This window comes from Bacillus sp. EB106-08-02-XG196 (assembly GCF_013396335.1).
Taxonomy (GTDB): Bacteria; Bacillota; Bacilli; order Bacillales; family Cytobacillaceae; genus Neobacillus.
The window spans coordinates 239824-257863 of record NZ_JABWSY010000001.1; the positions used below are offsets into that span (position 1 = coordinate 239824).

An 18040-nucleotide genomic window follows, 5' to 3' on the forward strand; every position below is an offset into this window, starting at 1 on the left:
CATTTCTGATAATTGGAACTTTCCTCTTATTAATGAGCAGCATATCTCCCAGGGATGCTCATGCTAAAGGTCCTGATGAGTATCAGGAAAGAATGAAGCTATACAAAAAGGTGGAAACCATCACACAAATTCCATGGTATTACTTAGCAGCTATTGATCAATACGAAAGGAATATCCGTGCGGTTCGTAAGGACTTACCTAAAGCAGAAAGTGTGATTGGAATATATTTTACTCCAGAGAAATGGGCTGGGCCAACCAATCCAAATCCTGCCGAAGAAAACCCCGCAATTATCCAGTTTTTTAATGGTATGGGTGTGGACGGGGACGGAGATGGTAAAGCCAGTTTAAAGAGCGATGAAGATGTCTTATATTCTTTTGCCAATTATCTTTTATCGTATGGAACAGATCATGATAATATAAAAATCGGGTTATGGAATTATTATCATCGTGATAAGACAGTTGGCATTATTGCTGACAAGGCGAAAGTGTACCGGCATTTCGGCCGGTTAGAATTAGATAAACATGTATTTCCGATGCCATTACGAAGTAATCACAGCTATCGCAGTACCTGGGGTGATGCCAGGGGCTGGGGCGGCAGAAGGATTCATGAGGGTACCGACATATTTGCAGGCTATGGTGTTCCTGTCCGAGCTACAAATTATGGCATCGTAGAAATGAAAGGTTGGAATAAGTTCGGCGGCTGGAGAGTTGGCATTCGTGATATTAATAATACGTATCATTATTTTGCTCATCTAAGCGGTTTTGCTAAAGATCTAAAAGTGGGACAAATCGTGGAACCGGGAACGTTAATTGGCGGTGTCGGCAGTTCTGGGTATGGACCTCCTGGGACATCAGGTAAATTCCCTCCCCATTTACATTATGGGATGTACAAAGATAATGGCTATACTGAATGGTCCTTCGACCCCACACCACATTTAAGATTGTGGAAACAGCAGGAAAGACAGGCATTAAAGAAACGATAAAAGCGGAAGCGCCTTGACCAGGGGCGACAGGCATAAGACGAGCCGGCAGGAAGGTTGCTTTTTAACCTTCTTGACGGATTGGCTTATGACCCCGAGTCCCTAGGCGCTGAAGCTAGATAAAAAAGTAGTAAGGACTGTCAACGACAGTCCTTTTAACGTTCTGGCTGCGGTATTTGAATAGATGGTGTAATTCCACTGCCGCCATTATTATAAAATTGCGGTACCTCACCCTGTATCAATCTTCCGCCAACAGGTATCTTCTGCTCTAGTTTAGTAATTTCCGTTGCAAACGGGGTTATGATTTGTACGGATACCTCTAAATGGATCGCAACGTCAATCCAGGTATTATTAATTCCCATTGGTTTTGGGTCGATTTTCACATCAGGGCGCACCTCTCCGATAGCATGAAACCGAACGGGTATTTTAGGCCCTAAGTTTCCTAACAACGCCATGTTGGTTGCCTGCCCTAATGGGACATTCCAAACAATCCCATCCTCTCTTCCCTCATTAACCTCAATATCAACGTCTGTTAATTGCTCTAAGGAAGCCAGGTCCCCTTTCTCTGCCGCATTTAAGTTTTTCTGTATCTCATTGGTGATTTCAGATAACTTTTGATTTATCACTTCTGTATTTAAACTAGCGCTCGGCTGCGCACCATTTTCCCCCGGCTCTACTGCAATGACATCCCCTACCTCGACGGTTTTTTTATTAATGGCTTTATTTATTACCTGCGAGGCAATTTGTTTTGTTTTTGATTCCGCATATCTCATTAAGGAAGGCTCAATCCCTTTGTTAACCAGCCATATTCCAAATGCAGTAGACAAAAGAAAGAAAACAAATGATAGGAGCATGACATATCTGAAAGGTAACGGTCCTCGTTTCCGGGCACGTACACGAAACTTTGCCAAAAAAAATCCCCCCTTACATGCTATATGTATGCTTATAAAAGGGGAACTAGCCTATAAAATTGAAGAAAAGCCTGCACAACTTGTGCAAGCTTTTTAAGCCATTTTTAACAAGGCATCTTTCCCAAGCATTCCTTTTGTTATTCCTAAGTTTTCTGCCTCGGTTGTTACTGACTCCATTGGTGCATTAAGGAGTTGTTCAATGGTTTTTACTCCTACCGCTCTTGCGGCAATGATTTTTCGGTCCTTAAGCCTTTCGTTTAACAAACCGACATCTAAGGCACCGCACATAATATATCCCTTATCATTGCTTACAGTGAGCAGTGTTGTTTTTGGTAGTAAGACCGTAACAGCCAAGAACGTGTGACCATTAATCTCTACCGGTGATAGCTCAATCAATTTACACACTCCTTTCCTCACTATCAACTTATGAAAGCGAAAGAAAAAGCGTGTAACAAACTAGGACTGCAATTTCCATTTTAATAAATCCCGCAAAAACTCAGGAAGGAAGTATTCTTTTTCTTTATTTGGAAAAACGTTTTTAAAAAAATGCCCAAAGGTAAACATATCTGGAACCGCAAGAGAGTAGGTCTTTTCTAGATCCAGTTCATTGCCATTTATATTAATTATGTGATTTTCTTTAAAGGTAATCCGATCGTAAACACTTGCCCCCATTACTGTCCCTCTAAAGCCAAGCCCTATAACTTGCCGCCCAGCCCACTCATCGGACTTTGTTTCCAATAATACTTCTCTTAATTCCCTGCCTGTAAGTTGAATTTTACAGGGATTGATCGGATGAGGACAAATCGATAGCAAATCATAGGAGGTTACCCTCCCAGATAATGGACCCAAAATTAGACCTGCGTTAATATAGGCACAATCCGCATTGCACCATTCCCTTAACGCTTGGCATAAAATCTGAGACAACTCAGTAGCTTGAAAGGGGTCATGGATGTATTCCTTAGGCAGGTTAGTAATTTTTTGATTTAACAGCTTCTTCCCTTTTCGGTAAATCTCCTTAGAAATTGCTTTCTCATCTTGTATAGCCGGGAGCTCCATTACATTATACAATTTTGCCTGTTTGCTACAAATTTTTTTATCAGCTATCTGGAGCGTTACATGGCCGACAAATCTACCATGCTTGCCAGCTCCAGCAAGCATGGTCTGTCCCACCTGCTTCCCTTCAGGAAGGGTATGGTGGGTATGCCCACCAAGAATGACATCTATATCTGGATATTCCATAGCAATTCTTTCATCATGGGTAAGGCCAAGATGAGAGAGCAGAATGATGACATCAGATTGATCCTTTAATGGTTGTATCCACTTTCCCAACTCCTCAAGCGGCTCAGTCAAATGCCAGCCTAACAGGTCATATAGAAGCAAAAAATAGGCAGTTAAACCGATTACACCAATCCGTGTTCCCTGTTTTGTTTGATAAACTTTATATGGTTTCAGCCATGTTGGATGCTGACCATTCTTGTCATAGAGATTAGCCACTACAACATCAAATTCACTTTTATCATACAGATGATTAAGCACTTCATAAGGAAAATTGATACCTTCATTGTTACCAATTGTAACAGCACTATAGCCACTCTCATTTAACAGCTCAATATTCCCCTGTCCTTCGGTCCCCTCTGAAAGCGGGTGCCAGCGATCAATAAAGTCACCAACGTCAAAAAGGAAAAAATCTTCTCCATTTTCTGCATGATGTGTTCTTCGGCTTGTTAAGAAACTCTGAATTCGCGGCCATCGTTTTAAATGGCTGTGAAGATCATTTGTATGATAGATATGGATCATTTCCATGGATGTTTCGCTTCCTTTTTATCCAATAATTCCTTGATAAATTAATCGTATGCCAACGATGATTAAGATGGTTCGTAATAATAAAACAATTGTTTTGCTTTTTAGTTTTATATTTAAATAGACACCAACCTTTGCACCAATCCATGCTCCTGGAACTAATGCCAACGCAAGCAGCCAGTCCACATTTCCAAGCGTGATATGGGTAATGGAGCTAAGAATGGATGTTGGTAAGATCATAAACATGGATGTAGCTGTTGCTACATGGGGCGGAAAGAAGAAAAGCAGAATCATGGTCGGAACCATTAAGGACCCGCCGCCAACACCCAGAATCCCTGATAAGAACCCAACAATAAATGCAATAGCAACTCCCATTACAGGGTTAAAGCCGTACTCAAAGACTTTTCCTGAGTTATCCGTAAAGCTCCTGAAAATCCCCTTATCTCTACGGTAGGGAATCGGTTTTAGTTTATCTTTTACTAATAGAATACACGAAACAAAAAGAATAAAAATGCCAAAAAATAAATTGAATGATTTTAAATTTAATATCTCCGTAACCCATGCTCCCAAAATACTTCCAGGTCCACTTCCTATCAGAAAGATTAACCCGCTTTTATAGTCTACCGTTTTATGTTTCATATAAGCTAACGTGGAAGAAAGCCCGGTAAAAATCATGGTGAAAAGTGAGGTACCCACAGCTGTCTGAGGAGAGATATAACCAAATGCAGATAGAGAGCCTAAAAAGAGTAAGGAAGGAACAATGACGATACCTCCGCCTAATCCAATTAAGCTCCCTAAGGAACTACCTGCAATTCCTATTAATATTAAAACAATCCATTCCATTCTCTTTCTCCTTTATTTAAAATAGATCTAGTTGTCTAGGAGCAAGGTCCTCATATTTTATATCTAAAAGGGTAATCATTTCTTTTGCGTTATCTGCCGCATCCCCGCCTGAATTATTGTTAAATAGAACATAGACGTTTTGCGATTCATTGGATAATCTCCGGATTATGTCTGCCCATTCTTGAAGTTCTTGTTGATTGTAGCGATAAAGGTACCTGACTTCACGCCAATCCGTATCCTGACGTTTTTGCCAGCCATGAACGTTTCGTCCGTGAAATCGAATGAGAAGTTTTTCTGGATCGATAGCCTCTGCTATCGCTGGTATGGAGCCCTCCCCTGATTGTGGTTCATCACAAATACTATGTATCCACTTTTCTTCTTTCATAAAATCAAGCGTATGCTGGCGAAACCGGGGTGTAAACCAGGATTGGTGCCTGAACTCAAGTGCGCAGGGTATATCGCCCATTTGCGCTTTACACCATCGTAAATATTCAACATTTTCCCGTTTACAATCAAACCACGGCGGAAATTGAAAAAGCACCATTGCTAATTTATTTTCTTCTATGTATGGTTCTAGCGATTCTTTAAAGGCTTGAAACATTTCTTGTTTTGTTGCAAATGGGATTTCCCCGCGTTGATGACCTGTCATACCTTGGTAGGCTTTAACAATGAACTGAAACGAAGCAGGAGTATCAGTAACCCATTTTGCTGCATTCCTTTTGGGTTGGATGGCGTAAAAAGCGGAATCCACTTCCACTGTCGGAAAATGGCCAGCATATTCTTTTAGCTTATCGCGCGGTGAGGTTTGACCCGGATATAAGCTGTCTTGATCGCCCCAACCTGTAACACCGATATAAATCAACCTGAATCACCTCCACTACTAATAATAGCATACCCTTAGTTTTGATTTTCCGCTATCCGAGAGTATACCCCGCCATCCGCAAGTATTTCTCGCCATCCGCAAGTATTTTCTGCTATCCGCAAGTATTTCTTGCCATCCGCCAGTATTCCTTGCCATCCGCGAGTATTTTCTGCTATCCGCCAGTATTTCTCGCCATCCGCCAGTATTTCTCGCCATCCGCCAGTATTTCTCGCCATCCGCCAGTATTTCTTGCTATCCGCTAGTATTTCTCGCCATCCGCCAGTATTTCTCGCCATCCGCCAGTATTTCTCGAAAACGCAAAGAACCGCCTGCCAATATGGCAAGCGGACCAAAATCTTATTAACCGATAGAACCTTCCATCTCGAACTTTATGAGACGATTCATTTCAACGGCGTATTCCATTGGTAACTCTTTTGTAAATGGCTCAATGAAGCCCATTACGATCATTTCAGTCGCTTCTTGTTGTGAAATACCACGGCTCATTAAGTAGAAGAGCTGTTCTTCTGATACTTTAGAAACCTTAGCTTCATGTTCAAGAGAAATGTTGTCGTTTAAGATTTCATTGTATGGAATAGTATCAGAAGTTGACTGATTATCCATAATCAATGTATCACATTCGATATTCGCACGTGCACCATCCGCTTTACGGCCGAAGTGAACAACACCACGATAGGTTACTTTACCACCATGTTTAGAAATCGACTTAGAAACAATGGTAGAAGAAGTGTTTGGAGCTAAGTGAATCATCTTTGCTCCAGCATCCTGGTGCTGACCTTTACCAGCAATGGCAATGGATAATGTCATACCACGTGCGCCTTCGCCTTTAAGAATAACAGCAGGATATTTCATCGTTAATTTAGAACCAATGTTACCATCAATCCATTCCATTGTCGCATTCGCTTCACAAACAGCACGCTTTGTAACAAGATTGAAAACATTGTTTGCCCAGTTTTGAATCGTTGTATAGCGGCAATATGCATCTTTTTTAATAACAATCTCAACGACTGCACTATGAAGTGAGTTCGTCGTATAAACAGGTGCCGTACAGCCTTCTACATAATGAACATGTGCGCCTTCATCCACAATGATTAACGTACGCTCAAATTGTCCCATATTTTCAGAGTTAATTCGGAAATACGCCTGTAACGGAGTATCTACTTTAACTCCTTTTGGAACATAAATAAATGATCCACCTGACCATACTGCTGAGTTTAGTGCAGCAAACTTGTTATCTGTCGGAGGAATCGTTTTTCCAAAATGCTCACGGAAGATATCTTCATTCTCTCTTAGAGCAGAATCAGTATCTTTAAAAACGATGCCCAAATCTTCAAGTTCTACCTTCATGTTATGGTAAACTACCTCAGATTCGTATTGAGCAGATACACCAGCAAGATACTTTTGCTCTGCTTCAGGAATCCCAAGTTTGTCAAATGTTGCTTTAATCTCTTCAGGAACTTCATCCCAAGATTTTTCCGATTTCTCAGATGGTTTTACATAATAGGTAATTTCGTCAAAATTTAATGAAGCCATATCCCCGCCCCATTGTGGCATCGGCATTTTATAAAAATGCTCAAGTGACTTCAAGCGGAAATCGAGCATCCACTGCGGTTCGTTTTTTAACTTTGAAATTTCTTTTACAATGTCACTTGTTAAACCACGCTTTGATCGAAATATGGAAACATCCTTATCGGCAAAACCGTATTTATAATCACCGATTTCCGGCATTTTTTTCGCCATCTACCTGTTCCTCCATTTCATAAACAAAAAGGGAAAACTCCCTTGTTTGTTCTATTGTTGTTCCTCTTCAGTTAACCCTTTTTCCATTGCCTTCCACGCAAGCGTTGCACATTTAATTCTAGCAGGAAATTTAGAAACCCCTTGAAGTGCTTCAATGTCACCCAGGTCAATATCTTCGTCATAATCCTTACCTTGAATCATATCAGAGAAAATCTTTGAAAGCCGGATAGCTTCCTCCACTTTTTTCCCTTTTATGGCTTGTGTCATCATCGAAGCAGATGACATAGAAATGGAGCAGCCTTCCCCTTCAAAACGTACATCCTTAACAATTCCATCTTCAACCTTAAAGGTTAATTGAATTCGGTCGCCACAAGTAGGATTGTTCATATTGATGGTATGACTGCCATCCTCTAAAAGTCCACGGTTACGTGGTTTTTTATAATGGTCCATAATAACTTGACGGTAAAGTGCATCTAAATTAGAAGACATCGCTGAAATACTCCTTTGTTTTCACAAGTCCTTCAACCAGCTTATCAATATCGTCTTCTGTGTTGTATAAATAAAAGCTTGCACGAGCAGTTGCAGATGCCTTTAACCATTTCATCAACGGTTGTGCACAATGATGTCCTGCACGGACAGCAATGCCTTCAGCGTCGAGAACAGTAGCGACATCATGCGGATGTACATCGCTAATATTAAAGGTAACAAGACCTGCACGTTTCGCAGCGTCTAATGGTCCATAAATCGTCATTCCAGGAACAGAAGACATTTTTTCTAATGCATACGCTGCAAGCTTATGCTCGTGTTGTTCAATATTATCTAAGCCAATCTCATTTAAAAAATCAATTGCGGCACCAAGACCAATTGCACCTGCAATGATCGGTGTACCGGCTTCAAACTTCCACGGCAGTTCTTTCCATGTTGATTCTTGTAAATGTACAAAATCAATCATTTCTCCGCCGAACTCAATCGGTTCCATTTTTTCTAACAAATGTTTCTTGCCATATAAAACTCCGATACCAGTTGGAGCACACATCTTATGTCCAGAAAAAGCTAAGAAATCACAATCTAGATCTTGAACATCTATTTTCATATGGGGTGCACTTTGCGCCCCATCGACTACCATAATAGCTCCATTTTCATGGGCAATTCTCGCAATTTCCTTAACAGGATTAATGACACCTAGTACATTGGATACCTGCATGACTGAAACGACACGGGTATTAGCTGTAACAGTTGCTTGAACATCATCAAGTGAAATGGTTCCATCTTCTTGAAGCGGGATGTACTTTAACACTGCTCCCGTCCGCTTTGCCACTTGCTGCCAAGGAATGATGTTGCTGTGGTGCTCCATGTACGTAATGACAATTTCATCACCAGCATTTAAGTTCTCAGCTGCATAGCTTGCTGCAACTGTATTTAATGCTGTTGTCGTACCCCGGGTAAAAATAACCTCTTGGGTTGATTTCGCATTAATAAACTTTCGAACCTTTTCCCGTGCCCCTTCGTATGCATCCGTAGCGCGTGTTCCGAGCGTGTGGACACCACGATGGACATTGGAATTGATTTCTTTATAATATTTCTCCACAGTCTCTATCACTTGGATTGGCTTTTGTGAAGTAGCTGAGCTATCCAAATAGACTAGCGGTTTTCCATTTACTTCTTGATCTAAAATAGGGAATTGACGACGAATATCATGGACATTCATTATCGTACTTTCCTTTCAATTACAGCAGTTAACTGCTTCTTAACTCCTTCAATTGGAAGCTGATTAACTACCGGTGCTAGGAAACCATGAATAACCAGACGTTCTGCTTCTTTTTTCGGAATTCCACGGCTCATTAGGTAGTAAAGCTGCACAGGATCGACACGTCCGACTGATGCAGCGTGACCTGCAGTTACATCGTCTTCATCAATAAGAAGAATCGGGTTCGCATCTCCACGTGCTTTTTCGCTAAGCATAAGTACACGTGATTCCTGTTCTGCATTCGATTTTGACGCACCATGCAGGATATGGCCAATTCCATTAAAAATGGAAGAAGCACTGTCCTTCATGACACCATGCTTTAAGATATAGCCTTCTGAGTTTTTACCATAATGAACAACCTTTGTTGTAAAGTTTTGGGTCTGTTCACCACGTCCGACAACAACTGTTTTGGTATCTCCATAAGAACCATCACCCATAAGGTTGGTCGTATTTTCTGAAATGGTATTTCCTTCATTCATTAAGCCAAGCGCCCACTCAATTCGAGCGTCTCTTCCAGCAGTTCCGCGACGATTCACGTATGTTGTTACGCCCTTCGCAAGGGTATCAACAGCACCATACTGAACCTTGGCACCAGCTTTTGCAATCACTTCCGTCACGATATTAAAAACGCCATTAGCAGATTCAAGCGTTGACAGATAGTTTTCTACATAGGTTACAGAACTATTATCGTCTGCAACAACAATAACATGATTGAACAGGTTCGCCTCAGCATGATCATGTAAATAAATAGAATGGATTGGTTCTTTGATTTCAACATTTTTAGGAATGTATAAGAATGCTCCACCATTAATTAGTGCTGCGTGGAAGGCAATTAGCCGATGTTCGTCTGTTTTAACAGCTTCTGTTAACAAGTATTTTTGCACAAGCTCGCTGTGTTCACGAAGTGCAGTAAAGATATCTGTGAAAATAACACCTTGCGCTTTTAATTCTTCTGACAAAGAAATATACGCAGGTGTTTGATTCCGCTGAATATATAAGTTCTTAGCCGCAGCTTCATCACCTATTAATGCTTTTACTTCTTCAGGAAGCCCAGCAAGTGATGTGAAAGCTTCACTTTTTACAGTATGATTATCAAATTGAGTGAAATTCCACTTATCAATTTTTGTTTTATCTGGTCTTGGCATTGGAAGGGTTTCGCTTAGCTCAAATGCATTTACACGAAATTCCTCCATCCAAGCGGGCTCGTTCATTTCTTTTGAAAAAGAACGAACAAAATCTTTATCAAATGATAAATTCGTTTCTGTTGTCATGATTATCCTCCTAACGCAAACTCTTACGCTTCTTGCCCAACTGTTTCATCTTCGATTCCGAGCTCTTGCTTGATCCAGTCATATCCTTCTGCTTCTAAGCGTTGTGCTAGTTCTGGTCCGCCTGATTTCACAATACGTCCCTGCATCATAACGTGCACATAGTCAGGAGTGATATAATTTAAAAGTCGTTGATAGTGAGTAATAACTAAACAGCCAAATTCTTCTCCACGCATTTGATTGATTCCTTTTGAAACAACCTTTAGGGCATCAATATCTAATCCTGAGTCAATTTCGTCTAAAATGGCGATTTTTGGCTCAAGCATCATTAATTGAAGAATTTCATTACGCTTCTTCTCTCCACCTGAAAATCCTTCATTTAAATAGCGTTGTGCCATATCAAGATCCATTTCAAGGAATTCCATCTGCTTATCCATTTTGCGAATAAATTTCATTAGTGAAATTTCATTTCCTTCGCCAAGACGGCTGTTAAGGGCAGAACGTAAGAAATCCGCATTTGTAACCCCGTTAATTTCACTTGGATATTGCATTGCTAAAAATAGGCCAGCACGAGCTCGCTCGTCTACTTCCATTTCAAGAACGTTTTGATCGTCTAGAGTAATATTTCCGCTCGTTACTTCATATTTTGGATGACCCATAATAGCAGAAGATAAAGTAGATTTACCAGTACCATTTGGTCCCATGATTGCGTGAATTTCTCCACCTTTTATTTCAAGGTTTACACCTTTTAAAATTTCTTTTCCATCAATTTCTACATGTAAATCTTTGATCGTTAATGTTGATCCAGCCATATATATACCTCCGCAAAGATAATTTTGTATCTTGTAGCCTATAACGCCGGCCGCAAAATTCTATTCTCACTTTATTCTCATTACAATCTTATAACAAATCGAATGTGTTAGCAACTTATAAACAGTATTAACTTTTATGAAAAGTTAAAGAAATTAATTTTCACTAAACACAAACCAATTGAGAATGAATAAGTAGACAAGATGTGTTTGTATTATAATAAATTCAGAATTTTAAAACATGTGACCGCTTTATGTATTCACATACGAATAAAATCATAACGTATTTATCTCTATTTTGCCAAGACTTCCTCATTATTATTTCCTACCTATTTTTACCTATTTAATTGATTTCATGTAAGCTAAATTTTTTAAAATAGAAGAAAGCCAGTAAGTTCTACTTAACTGGCTTTTTCCGACTTTCTATATATTATTTCTTATTCAGAAACCGTTACCGCACCTTGGTATTTTTCAAGAATGAAATCTTGGATTTCCTTTGAGCGAAGGACTTCAACAAGAGCCTTGATTTCTTCTCGGTCTTTATCCTCTGATCGGACAACTACTAGGTTTGCAGGTACAACATCATCACCTTCAAATGCAATTCCATACTTTCCGATGTCAACATTGCCTTCTAATGCGTAGTTCGTATTAATAACCACTGCATCCCCTTCACCACTTTCGAATGAAGTAGCTAATAATTTTGCTTCAATTAATGTTGAGAAATCAAGATTCTTTGGATTTTCAACAATATCCTCAACTCTTGCATTTGCGCCAACGCCTTCTTTAAGCTTAATTAAACCTTCTTTTTCAAAAATCGGTAAAATTCGTCCATGGTCACTTAGTGAGTCACTCATAATAATTTTTGCACCATTTGGAAGGTCTTTCAAGCTTTTATATTCTTTAGAATAAATACCGATAGGTTCTTTATGAATTTCACCAACACTTACAAAATCAAAATCCTTATTTTCCTCCATTTGCAAGGCTAAATACCCTGGTGTTTGGAAATAGTTTGCATCAAGGTCTTTATCTCTTAACGTTACGTTTGGAAGAATATAGTCTTGAAAAACCTGTACTTCTAAATCAATACCTTTTTCCTTTAATAAGGGTTTTGCCGCGTCTAGCACTTCCGCATGTGGTACAGCAGATGCACCAACAACTAATTTCTTGTTACCAGCTGAATCTGATGAATCGTCTTTTTCACCACCGCAAGCTGTTAATGCGATTGCTAAAATTGCTAATACTATAAAACTAATTATTTTTTTCATCTTCTTACTCTCCTCCAGTTATCGTTTATCTGTTTTCTTTGTAAAATAATCTCCAATAAATTGGATAATAAATACCAATATTAATATCGCAACCGTTGCAACTAGCGTAACAATTGGTCTGTTGCGCTGAAAACCTTCAAGATACGCGAAATGTCCAAGTCCGCCAGCACCAATGACCCCGGCCATTGCAGTAAAGCCAACTAGCGAAATAGCTGTGACTGTAATCCCTGAAATTAATGCCGGCAATGATTCCGGTATTAGGACTTTAAATATGAGATGACCATGTGTTGCACCCATCGATTGTGATGCCTCAATAACACCTTTATCGATTTCCCTAAGAGCGATTTCTACCATACGTGCATAAAAAGGAGCTGCACCAATAATTAGCGCCGGTAGGGCCGCATTGGCACCGAGGATAGTATCAAGCAAAAATTTTGTAAACGGAATTAATAAAATGATTAAGATAATAAACGGGATGGATCTGAAAATATTTACAAAGCTTCCAATGATGACATTTATAGTCCGATTCGCCCATAAATTCCCTTCCGCCGTTAAAAATAATAGCAGACCGAGAAGCAACCCTAAGACAAATGTGGCAAACACTGAAATGGAAGTCATATAAATGGTTTCACTTGTTGCAGCTAATAAATTTTCCCATTTTACTATTTCCATAAAGTCAGCCATTACTGATCACCTCCACTCCGATTTGCTGAGAATGAATATAATCAATGGCTTTCTGTATTTCGTTCGCTTGTCCATCCAAATGGATAAATAATGTTCCATATGATCCGTTTTGCGTGTGCGAAATTTTCCCTTGAAGGATATTTACAATAACATCATAATCTCGGACGATATTTGTGATTAATGGCTGTTCTGTTGATTCCCCAACAAACGAAAGCTGGACCACCTTCCCTTGTGGAAAAAGTTCAAGTAGGTGTTCAATTGTTTCTCTGGTTTCTTCAGGTTCAGTAACCTGCTGGACAAATCGTTTCGTAATTGGCTGCTGCGGATGTTTAAACACATCCAAAACAGAACCGAGTTCGACGATTTTCCCACTTTCCATCACCGCAACCCGGTGACAGATTTTTCGAATGACATGCATTTCATGTGTAATTAAGACAATCGTTAAACCAAGACGTTTATTGATATCTACTAACAATTCCAAAATGGAATCTGTTGTTTGCGGATCAAGAGCTGATGTTGCTTCATCACAAAGCAGTACTTTAGGATTATTGGCAAGTGCCCTAGCAATACCAACCCGTTGCTTTTGTCCACCGCTAAGCTGTGATGGAAACGCATTTTCTCTTCCCTCTAGGCCTACTAGCTTAACTAGCTCAGCGACCTTTTTCTTTCTTTGCGGTCCGTTTACTCCAGCAATTTCTAATGGAAATGCGATATTCTCACTAACTGTCCTTGACCAAAGCAGATTAAAATGCTGAAAGATCATACTAATTTCCTGACGTGCTTTTCTGAGTTGACTGCCTTTAATTTTTGATATAACCCTTCCAGCAACCGTAACAGAACCTGCTGTTGGAAGCTCTAGCCCATTGAGCATTCGTATTAAGGTACTTTTACCAGCACCGCTATATCCGATTACACCAAAAATTTCTCCTTCTTTTATTTCTAAATTTACATCATCGACTGCTTTGAGCTGTCCCTGTTTAGAAGGGAACACTTTTTGGACATCTTTTATAGAAATCATTCCATCACCTACTTTTATCCAATTAAAAATGAATTGCAAAAACTCTAACCAGATTGTACCGCTTAAATATAGGGTTTGATTGTTTTCAGAAAAACATTCTTATATTAAAAAATTAAAAAGCCTTTCTGCATAGGGCAGAAAGGCATTATAAATAAAGACCTTTCTCCCATCTTCCAAAGCAATCGCTTTGTGTGAATTGGCACCATTTCAATATAAATATTGACGGTTGCCGGGCTTCATCGGGCACATCCCTCCACCTCTCTTGATAAGAGCTATAGCATTCTATATTTAATTAACACGTTCACGGATTAAAGCAATCATTTTAGTACGAAAGTAATCTTATCACGGATAAAAAGTAGTGTCAAACAAATTTTCTTCATATTTTGAATAAACATTAATCTTACTTTATGCTTTTGCTTTTATGGAAGAAACACCTGTGGCAGCCTCAATCGCTGATTCTAGATCTTCGATCAGGTCCTCCACATTCTCAATGCCAATGGAAAGTCGAATTAAATCCTCAGAAACACCCGCTGACTTTAGTCCTTCTGCATCTAGCTGCTGGTGAGTAGTGCTGGCAGGATGGATAATTAAGCTTTTTGCATCGCCAACATTCGCTACATGGGCGAAAAGTGTAATCGAATCAATTAATTTTGCTCCTGCATCTCTTCCACCTTTTATACCAAAAACAATCATAGATCCTGCACCCTTAGGTAAATACTTACTTGCCAATTCATAGTCAGGATGTGAAGTGTGACCAGGATAAGATACCCACTCTACTGCAGGATGCTTTTCTAAATAATCCACTACTTCCTTGGTATTAGCAACATGTTCCTTCATTCTGACATGCAGGGTTTCAAGACCAAGCGTGAATTGAAACGCGTTTTGTGGGCTTAATGCAGGTCCTAAATCACGTAATAACTGAACACGTGCTTTAATAATATAGGCAACAGCACCTAATGCTTCAGCATATACAAGATCATGATAACTCGGGTCAGGAGTAGTAAAACCAGGGAATTTTGGTGAATTCCAATCAAACTTTCCTCCATCCACAATAACTCCGCCTGTTGAAGTGCCATTCCCTAAAAGCCATTTCGTCGCTGAATGAATCACAATATCTGCGCCATATTCTATCGGTCTGCACAGATAAGGGGTAGCAAAGGTATTATCAATAATTAATGGAACACCTGCTTCATGGGCAATTTCTGCTACTTTTTCAATATCAAGAACTCTTAAAGACGGATTACCAATCGTCTCAGCAAATACAGCTTTTGTTTTATCATTGATTGCTGCGCGGAAGTTTTCAGGGTCTTCTGGGTCAACAAACTTAACCTTGATTCCATATTTAGGGAGCGTAACAGCGAATAAATTGTATGTTCCACCATATAAATTGGATGCAGAAACGATTTCATCACCCGCTTCAGCAATATTTAAGATTGCCAAAGTAATCGCGGCCATACCGCTCGCAACCGCTAGAGCCCCTACTCCACCTTCCAACAGAGCAACTCTTTCTTCGAAAACCGTTGTTGTCGGATTATGGATTCGAGTATATATGTATCCAGTTTCTTTTAACGCAAAAAGATTTGCTGCATGTTCCGTATTTTTAAATTGGTAGGCATTATTTTGGTAAATCGGTACGGCCCGTGCTCCTGTTACTGGGTCTGGTGCCAATCCGCCGTGAACACTCAAAGTTTCAAAACGATAATTTTTTTGATTTTCCCCCATACTAACACTCCTCCATTTTTTTAATACTGAAACAGAAAACCCCCTCTTTAAGAAGAGGGGGTCTCTCTTCTTATCTGCCAGAGTAGTAACTCTGCTGGAATTAGCACCGTGTTGTCAAACCGGTTGCCGGGCATCGCAGGGCCAGTCCCTCCGCCTCTCTGGATAAGAATTTATTGAATTGTAAAATTAATTGAATATTTTAAAAGAATAATACACTAAATCATGGAAATCTTCAATACCTTTTAAAAATAATTCCAATAAAAAACAGATACCAAGTATCTGTTTTAATTAAAATGATGTTTTATTTTTTCATATAAGAACGGAACGGATTGAAAAGCATAGATTGTATCTGCTATCTCACCATTTTTTATAAAAATAAGGCAGGGAACACTTTCAATACCAAACTGAATCGCCAGATCTGAGTGATAATTCAAATTGACTTTTCCGATTTCTACATCAACCATTTTCTCAATAATTTGCAGCATTCTTGATGCTACCTGACAAGTACCACATAAAGGGGTATAGAAGTAAATGAGTCCGGATGAATGATTTTTTAAGAATGATGATACTTCATCAAGGTTCCATTCGTTCATTTTTTAACCCATCTCTAAAAATTCAGAATGAACATCGATATTAGCGCCTAAAAGAACGGTAGCTAGATGGTACACTGGAGCAGTTGCTACTTCGCGGTACATTCTGTCTATATAGATATGTTCTGCTTGAGGGAACTCCCTTTTCAATTGTTTGCGTAGCTTTTCACCAGCATCATCAGCATCAACAAGGATATAGACCTCTTTATCTTCGAGAGAATCAATTAATTCATCCAATTTTGACATACTAATGGTACCATTTGTACAAACAATGTCCATCGGTTCTTTCAGGATACTTTTTACCTTTTTCTTATCTGATTTTCCTTCAACAATCAGAACTTTATCACCATACGTGTCATTCATCATTCATCACCTATACAATAGAAAGTTATTTGTTGATGTTAACATATTCAATAAATTTAATAACGTGTCTATATGTTAACTATACCATGATAAACCTTTTGATAACAGGTGTTTGCTTATAGTACTTGTACTAGCACCATCCACCATCATCACAATCGGTATATTTAGCATCTGGTTGTTCCGTAATTGTCATATTCTGAAAAATCTTCCGCTGTTCTACTTCAAATCGTTGATCTAATTGAAAAGTCATGTCCCCTGGTAACTGTATCTTTCCTATGGAGGTATTATCAAGAAATAATTCCATCTCACCATTTTTCATTTTTCCAACAACTCGATCTGTCACATCAATTTTCTGTTGTTTCAATGTCATTCCAAGATCCCCTTTTGTAAAAGTTTATTCTAGTATCCCCTAGATTTAGAATATACAAGTTGCGAAATTTTCCCATAAAAAAAACACCTTGAGGATCAAGGTGTCTAGGTACTATTAGTCTTCTTTAATCATTGCTTCATATTGTTCTGCTGTCATTAAGTTGTCCAATTCACTGCTATTAGAAGGCTCAATGACAATCATCCAAGCTTTTTCATATGGAGATTCGTTTACGAATTCAGGACTGTCACTTAAATCTTCATTCACCTCAACAACCTTACCACTTAGCGGCGCATATAATTCAGAAACTGTTTTCACAGATTCAACACTGCCAAAAGGCTCATCAGCAGTCACTTCATCGCCAACTTCAGGAAGCTCAACAAAAACGATATCACCTAGCTCAGATTGTGCAAAATGAGTGATTCCTACACGGACTGTTTCTCCTTCAAGTTTTACCCACTCATGTTCTTCAGAATAACGCAATTCCTTTGGTGTAGTCATTACAAAATCCCTCCATTATTTTCTAAAAATCAATGATCGACATAAATCGATTTTACCTTAATTACTTTTTGAAAAGTATAGATATGCTCATAACCACATTTTCTCATACTCTTCTTCTTTAAAACCTACTGTTACCTTTTCCCCATCCGTTAATAATGGTCTTTTGATTAGCATCCCATCCGAGGCTAACAAATCTAGCAGCTCATCTTCTGAAGCAGTGGATATTTTATCCTTAATCCCCAGTTCACGATACTTTTGCCCGCTTGTATTAAAGAACTTCTTTAATTCAAGGCTGCTTTTTTCGTAATAATCCTGAAGTTCTGCCTTAGTCGGTGGGTTTTCAACAATATGTATTTCTTTGTAGGCAAGCTGATGTGCATCCAGCCATTTCTTTGCATTTCGACATGTACCACATTTCGGATACCAGTAAAAAGTAAGAGACATCTGTTCCCCCTCCTTTGCACAAAACATCAATGACATCATTCGTCACTTGAATAGTAACATAACAGGAAAAAAAGTAAAAATGCTTCCCTTACAAAAATTCGACTAAAT

At 39.2% G+C, this 18040-nt stretch carries 21 protein-coding genes and 2 riboswitches; of the genes, 1 reads left to right on the top strand and 20 read right to left on the bottom strand.

Annotated features, from left to right (window positions below):
• Positions 1–32: 32 nt before the first annotated feature.
• A complete protein-coding gene (locus MLOOGBEN_RS01140; RefSeq protein ID WP_179156853.1) occupies positions 33–983 on the top strand; it encodes a M23 family metallopeptidase in 951 nt (316 codons plus the stop codon).
• A 152-nt stretch (positions 984–1135) separates the two neighbouring features.
• Here MLOOGBEN_RS01140 and yunB read toward each other — a convergent pair whose 3' ends face one another.
• The 20 genes from yunB to MLOOGBEN_RS01240 form a co-directional block, all read right to left on the bottom strand.
• A complete protein-coding gene (yunB, locus tag MLOOGBEN_RS01145; RefSeq protein ID WP_179156421.1) occupies positions 1136–1891 on the bottom strand; it encodes a sporulation protein YunB in 756 nt (251 codons plus the stop codon).
• 93 nt (positions 1892–1984) lie between these two features.
• Positions 1985–2287, bottom strand: a complete 303-nt coding sequence (locus tag MLOOGBEN_RS01150; RefSeq protein ID WP_179156422.1) for a YunC family protein — start codon at positions 2285–2287, stop codon at positions 1985–1987.
• Positions 2288–2347: 60 nt separating this feature from the next.
• Positions 2348–3694: a bifunctional metallophosphatase/5'-nucleotidase gene (locus MLOOGBEN_RS01155; protein WP_179156423.1), complete on the bottom strand. Its 1347-nt coding sequence runs from the start codon at positions 3692–3694 to the stop codon at positions 2348–2350.
• A gap of 18 nt (positions 3695–3712) precedes the next feature.
• Positions 3713–4534, bottom strand: coding sequence for a sulfite exporter TauE/SafE family protein (locus MLOOGBEN_RS01160; RefSeq protein WP_179156424.1), 822 nt, complete (start codon positions 4532–4534; stop codon positions 3713–3715).
• A gap of 16 nt (positions 4535–4550) precedes the next feature.
• Positions 4551–5396: a DUF72 domain-containing protein gene (locus MLOOGBEN_RS01165; RefSeq protein WP_179156425.1), complete on the bottom strand. Its 846-nt coding sequence runs from the start codon at positions 5394–5396 to the stop codon at positions 4551–4553.
• Positions 5397–5431: 35 nt separating this feature from the next.
• The gene (locus MLOOGBEN_RS01170; RefSeq protein WP_179156426.1) at positions 5432–5692 is read right to left on the bottom strand and encodes a hypothetical protein; all 261 of its coding nucleotides are present in this window, start codon (positions 5690–5692) and stop codon (positions 5432–5434) included.
• A 64-nt stretch (positions 5693–5756) separates the two neighbouring features.
• On the bottom strand, positions 5757–7154 hold the full coding sequence (sufB, locus tag MLOOGBEN_RS01175) for a Fe-S cluster assembly protein SufB (protein WP_179156427.1): 1398 nt from the start codon (positions 7152–7154) through the stop codon (positions 5757–5759).
• A gap of 51 nt (positions 7155–7205) precedes the next feature.
• A complete protein-coding gene (gene sufU / locus MLOOGBEN_RS01180; protein ID WP_179156428.1) occupies positions 7206–7643 on the bottom strand; it encodes a Fe-S cluster assembly sulfur transfer protein SufU in 438 nt (145 codons plus the stop codon).
• Complete coding sequence (locus MLOOGBEN_RS01185; RefSeq protein WP_179156429.1) at positions 7633–8862, bottom strand: cysteine desulfurase; 1230 nt, start codon at positions 8860–8862, stop codon at positions 7633–7635. The genes sufU and MLOOGBEN_RS01185 overlap by 11 nt, the downstream gene beginning before the upstream one ends.
• Positions 8862–10172: a Fe-S cluster assembly protein SufD gene (gene sufD / locus MLOOGBEN_RS01190; protein ID WP_179156430.1), complete on the bottom strand. Its 1311-nt coding sequence runs from the start codon at positions 10170–10172 to the stop codon at positions 8862–8864. Before sufD ends, MLOOGBEN_RS01185 begins: the two co-directional genes overlap by 1 nt.
• 23 nt (positions 10173–10195) lie before the next feature.
• Positions 10196–10981, bottom strand: coding sequence for a Fe-S cluster assembly ATPase SufC (gene sufC / locus MLOOGBEN_RS01195; RefSeq protein ID WP_179156431.1), 786 nt, complete (start codon positions 10979–10981; stop codon positions 10196–10198).
• A 434-nt stretch (positions 10982–11415) separates the two neighbouring features.
• The gene (locus MLOOGBEN_RS01200; RefSeq protein WP_179156432.1) at positions 11416–12243 is read right to left on the bottom strand and encodes a MetQ/NlpA family ABC transporter substrate-binding protein; all 828 of its coding nucleotides are present in this window, start codon (positions 12241–12243) and stop codon (positions 11416–11418) included.
• A gap of 18 nt (positions 12244–12261) precedes the next feature.
• On the bottom strand, positions 12262–12927 hold the full coding sequence (locus MLOOGBEN_RS01205; RefSeq protein ID WP_179156433.1) for a methionine ABC transporter permease: 666 nt from the start codon (positions 12925–12927) through the stop codon (positions 12262–12264).
• A complete protein-coding gene (locus MLOOGBEN_RS01210; RefSeq protein ID WP_179156434.1) occupies positions 12920–13945 on the bottom strand; it encodes a methionine ABC transporter ATP-binding protein in 1026 nt (341 codons plus the stop codon). The genes MLOOGBEN_RS01205 and MLOOGBEN_RS01210 overlap by 8 nt, the downstream gene beginning before the upstream one ends.
• Positions 13946–14108: 163 nt before the next feature.
• Positions 14109–14217: riboswitch (SAM riboswitch) on the bottom strand.
• A gap of 133 nt (positions 14218–14350) precedes the next feature.
• On the bottom strand, positions 14351–15667 hold the full coding sequence (locus MLOOGBEN_RS01215) for an O-acetylhomoserine aminocarboxypropyltransferase/cysteine synthase family protein (RefSeq protein ID WP_179156435.1): 1317 nt from the start codon (positions 15665–15667) through the stop codon (positions 14351–14353).
• 67 nt (positions 15668–15734) lie between these two features.
• Positions 15735–15836, bottom strand: a riboswitch (SAM riboswitch).
• Between the two features lie 115 nt (positions 15837–15951).
• Positions 15952–16260 (bottom strand): thioredoxin family protein, encoded by a 309-nt coding sequence (locus tag MLOOGBEN_RS01220; protein ID WP_179156436.1) that lies wholly within the window; start codon positions 16258–16260, stop codon positions 15952–15954.
• Between the two features lie 3 nt (positions 16261–16263).
• Entirely contained in the window at positions 16264–16620 is a 357-nt protein-coding gene (locus MLOOGBEN_RS01225; protein ID WP_095250798.1) for a toprim domain-containing protein, read from the bottom strand.
• 130 nt (positions 16621–16750) lie between these two features.
• Positions 16751–16990 (bottom strand): YusG family protein, encoded by a 240-nt coding sequence (locus tag MLOOGBEN_RS01230; RefSeq protein WP_179156437.1) that lies wholly within the window; start codon positions 16988–16990, stop codon positions 16751–16753.
• Between the two features lie 114 nt (positions 16991–17104).
• Entirely contained in the window at positions 17105–17488 is a 384-nt protein-coding gene (gene gcvH, locus MLOOGBEN_RS01235; protein ID WP_133369137.1) for a glycine cleavage system protein GcvH, read from the bottom strand.
• Positions 17489–17575: 87 nt separating this feature from the next.
• Entirely contained in the window at positions 17576–17932 is a 357-nt protein-coding gene (locus MLOOGBEN_RS01240; protein ID WP_179156438.1) for an arsenate reductase family protein, read from the bottom strand.
• Positions 17933–18040: the final 108 nt, after the last annotated feature.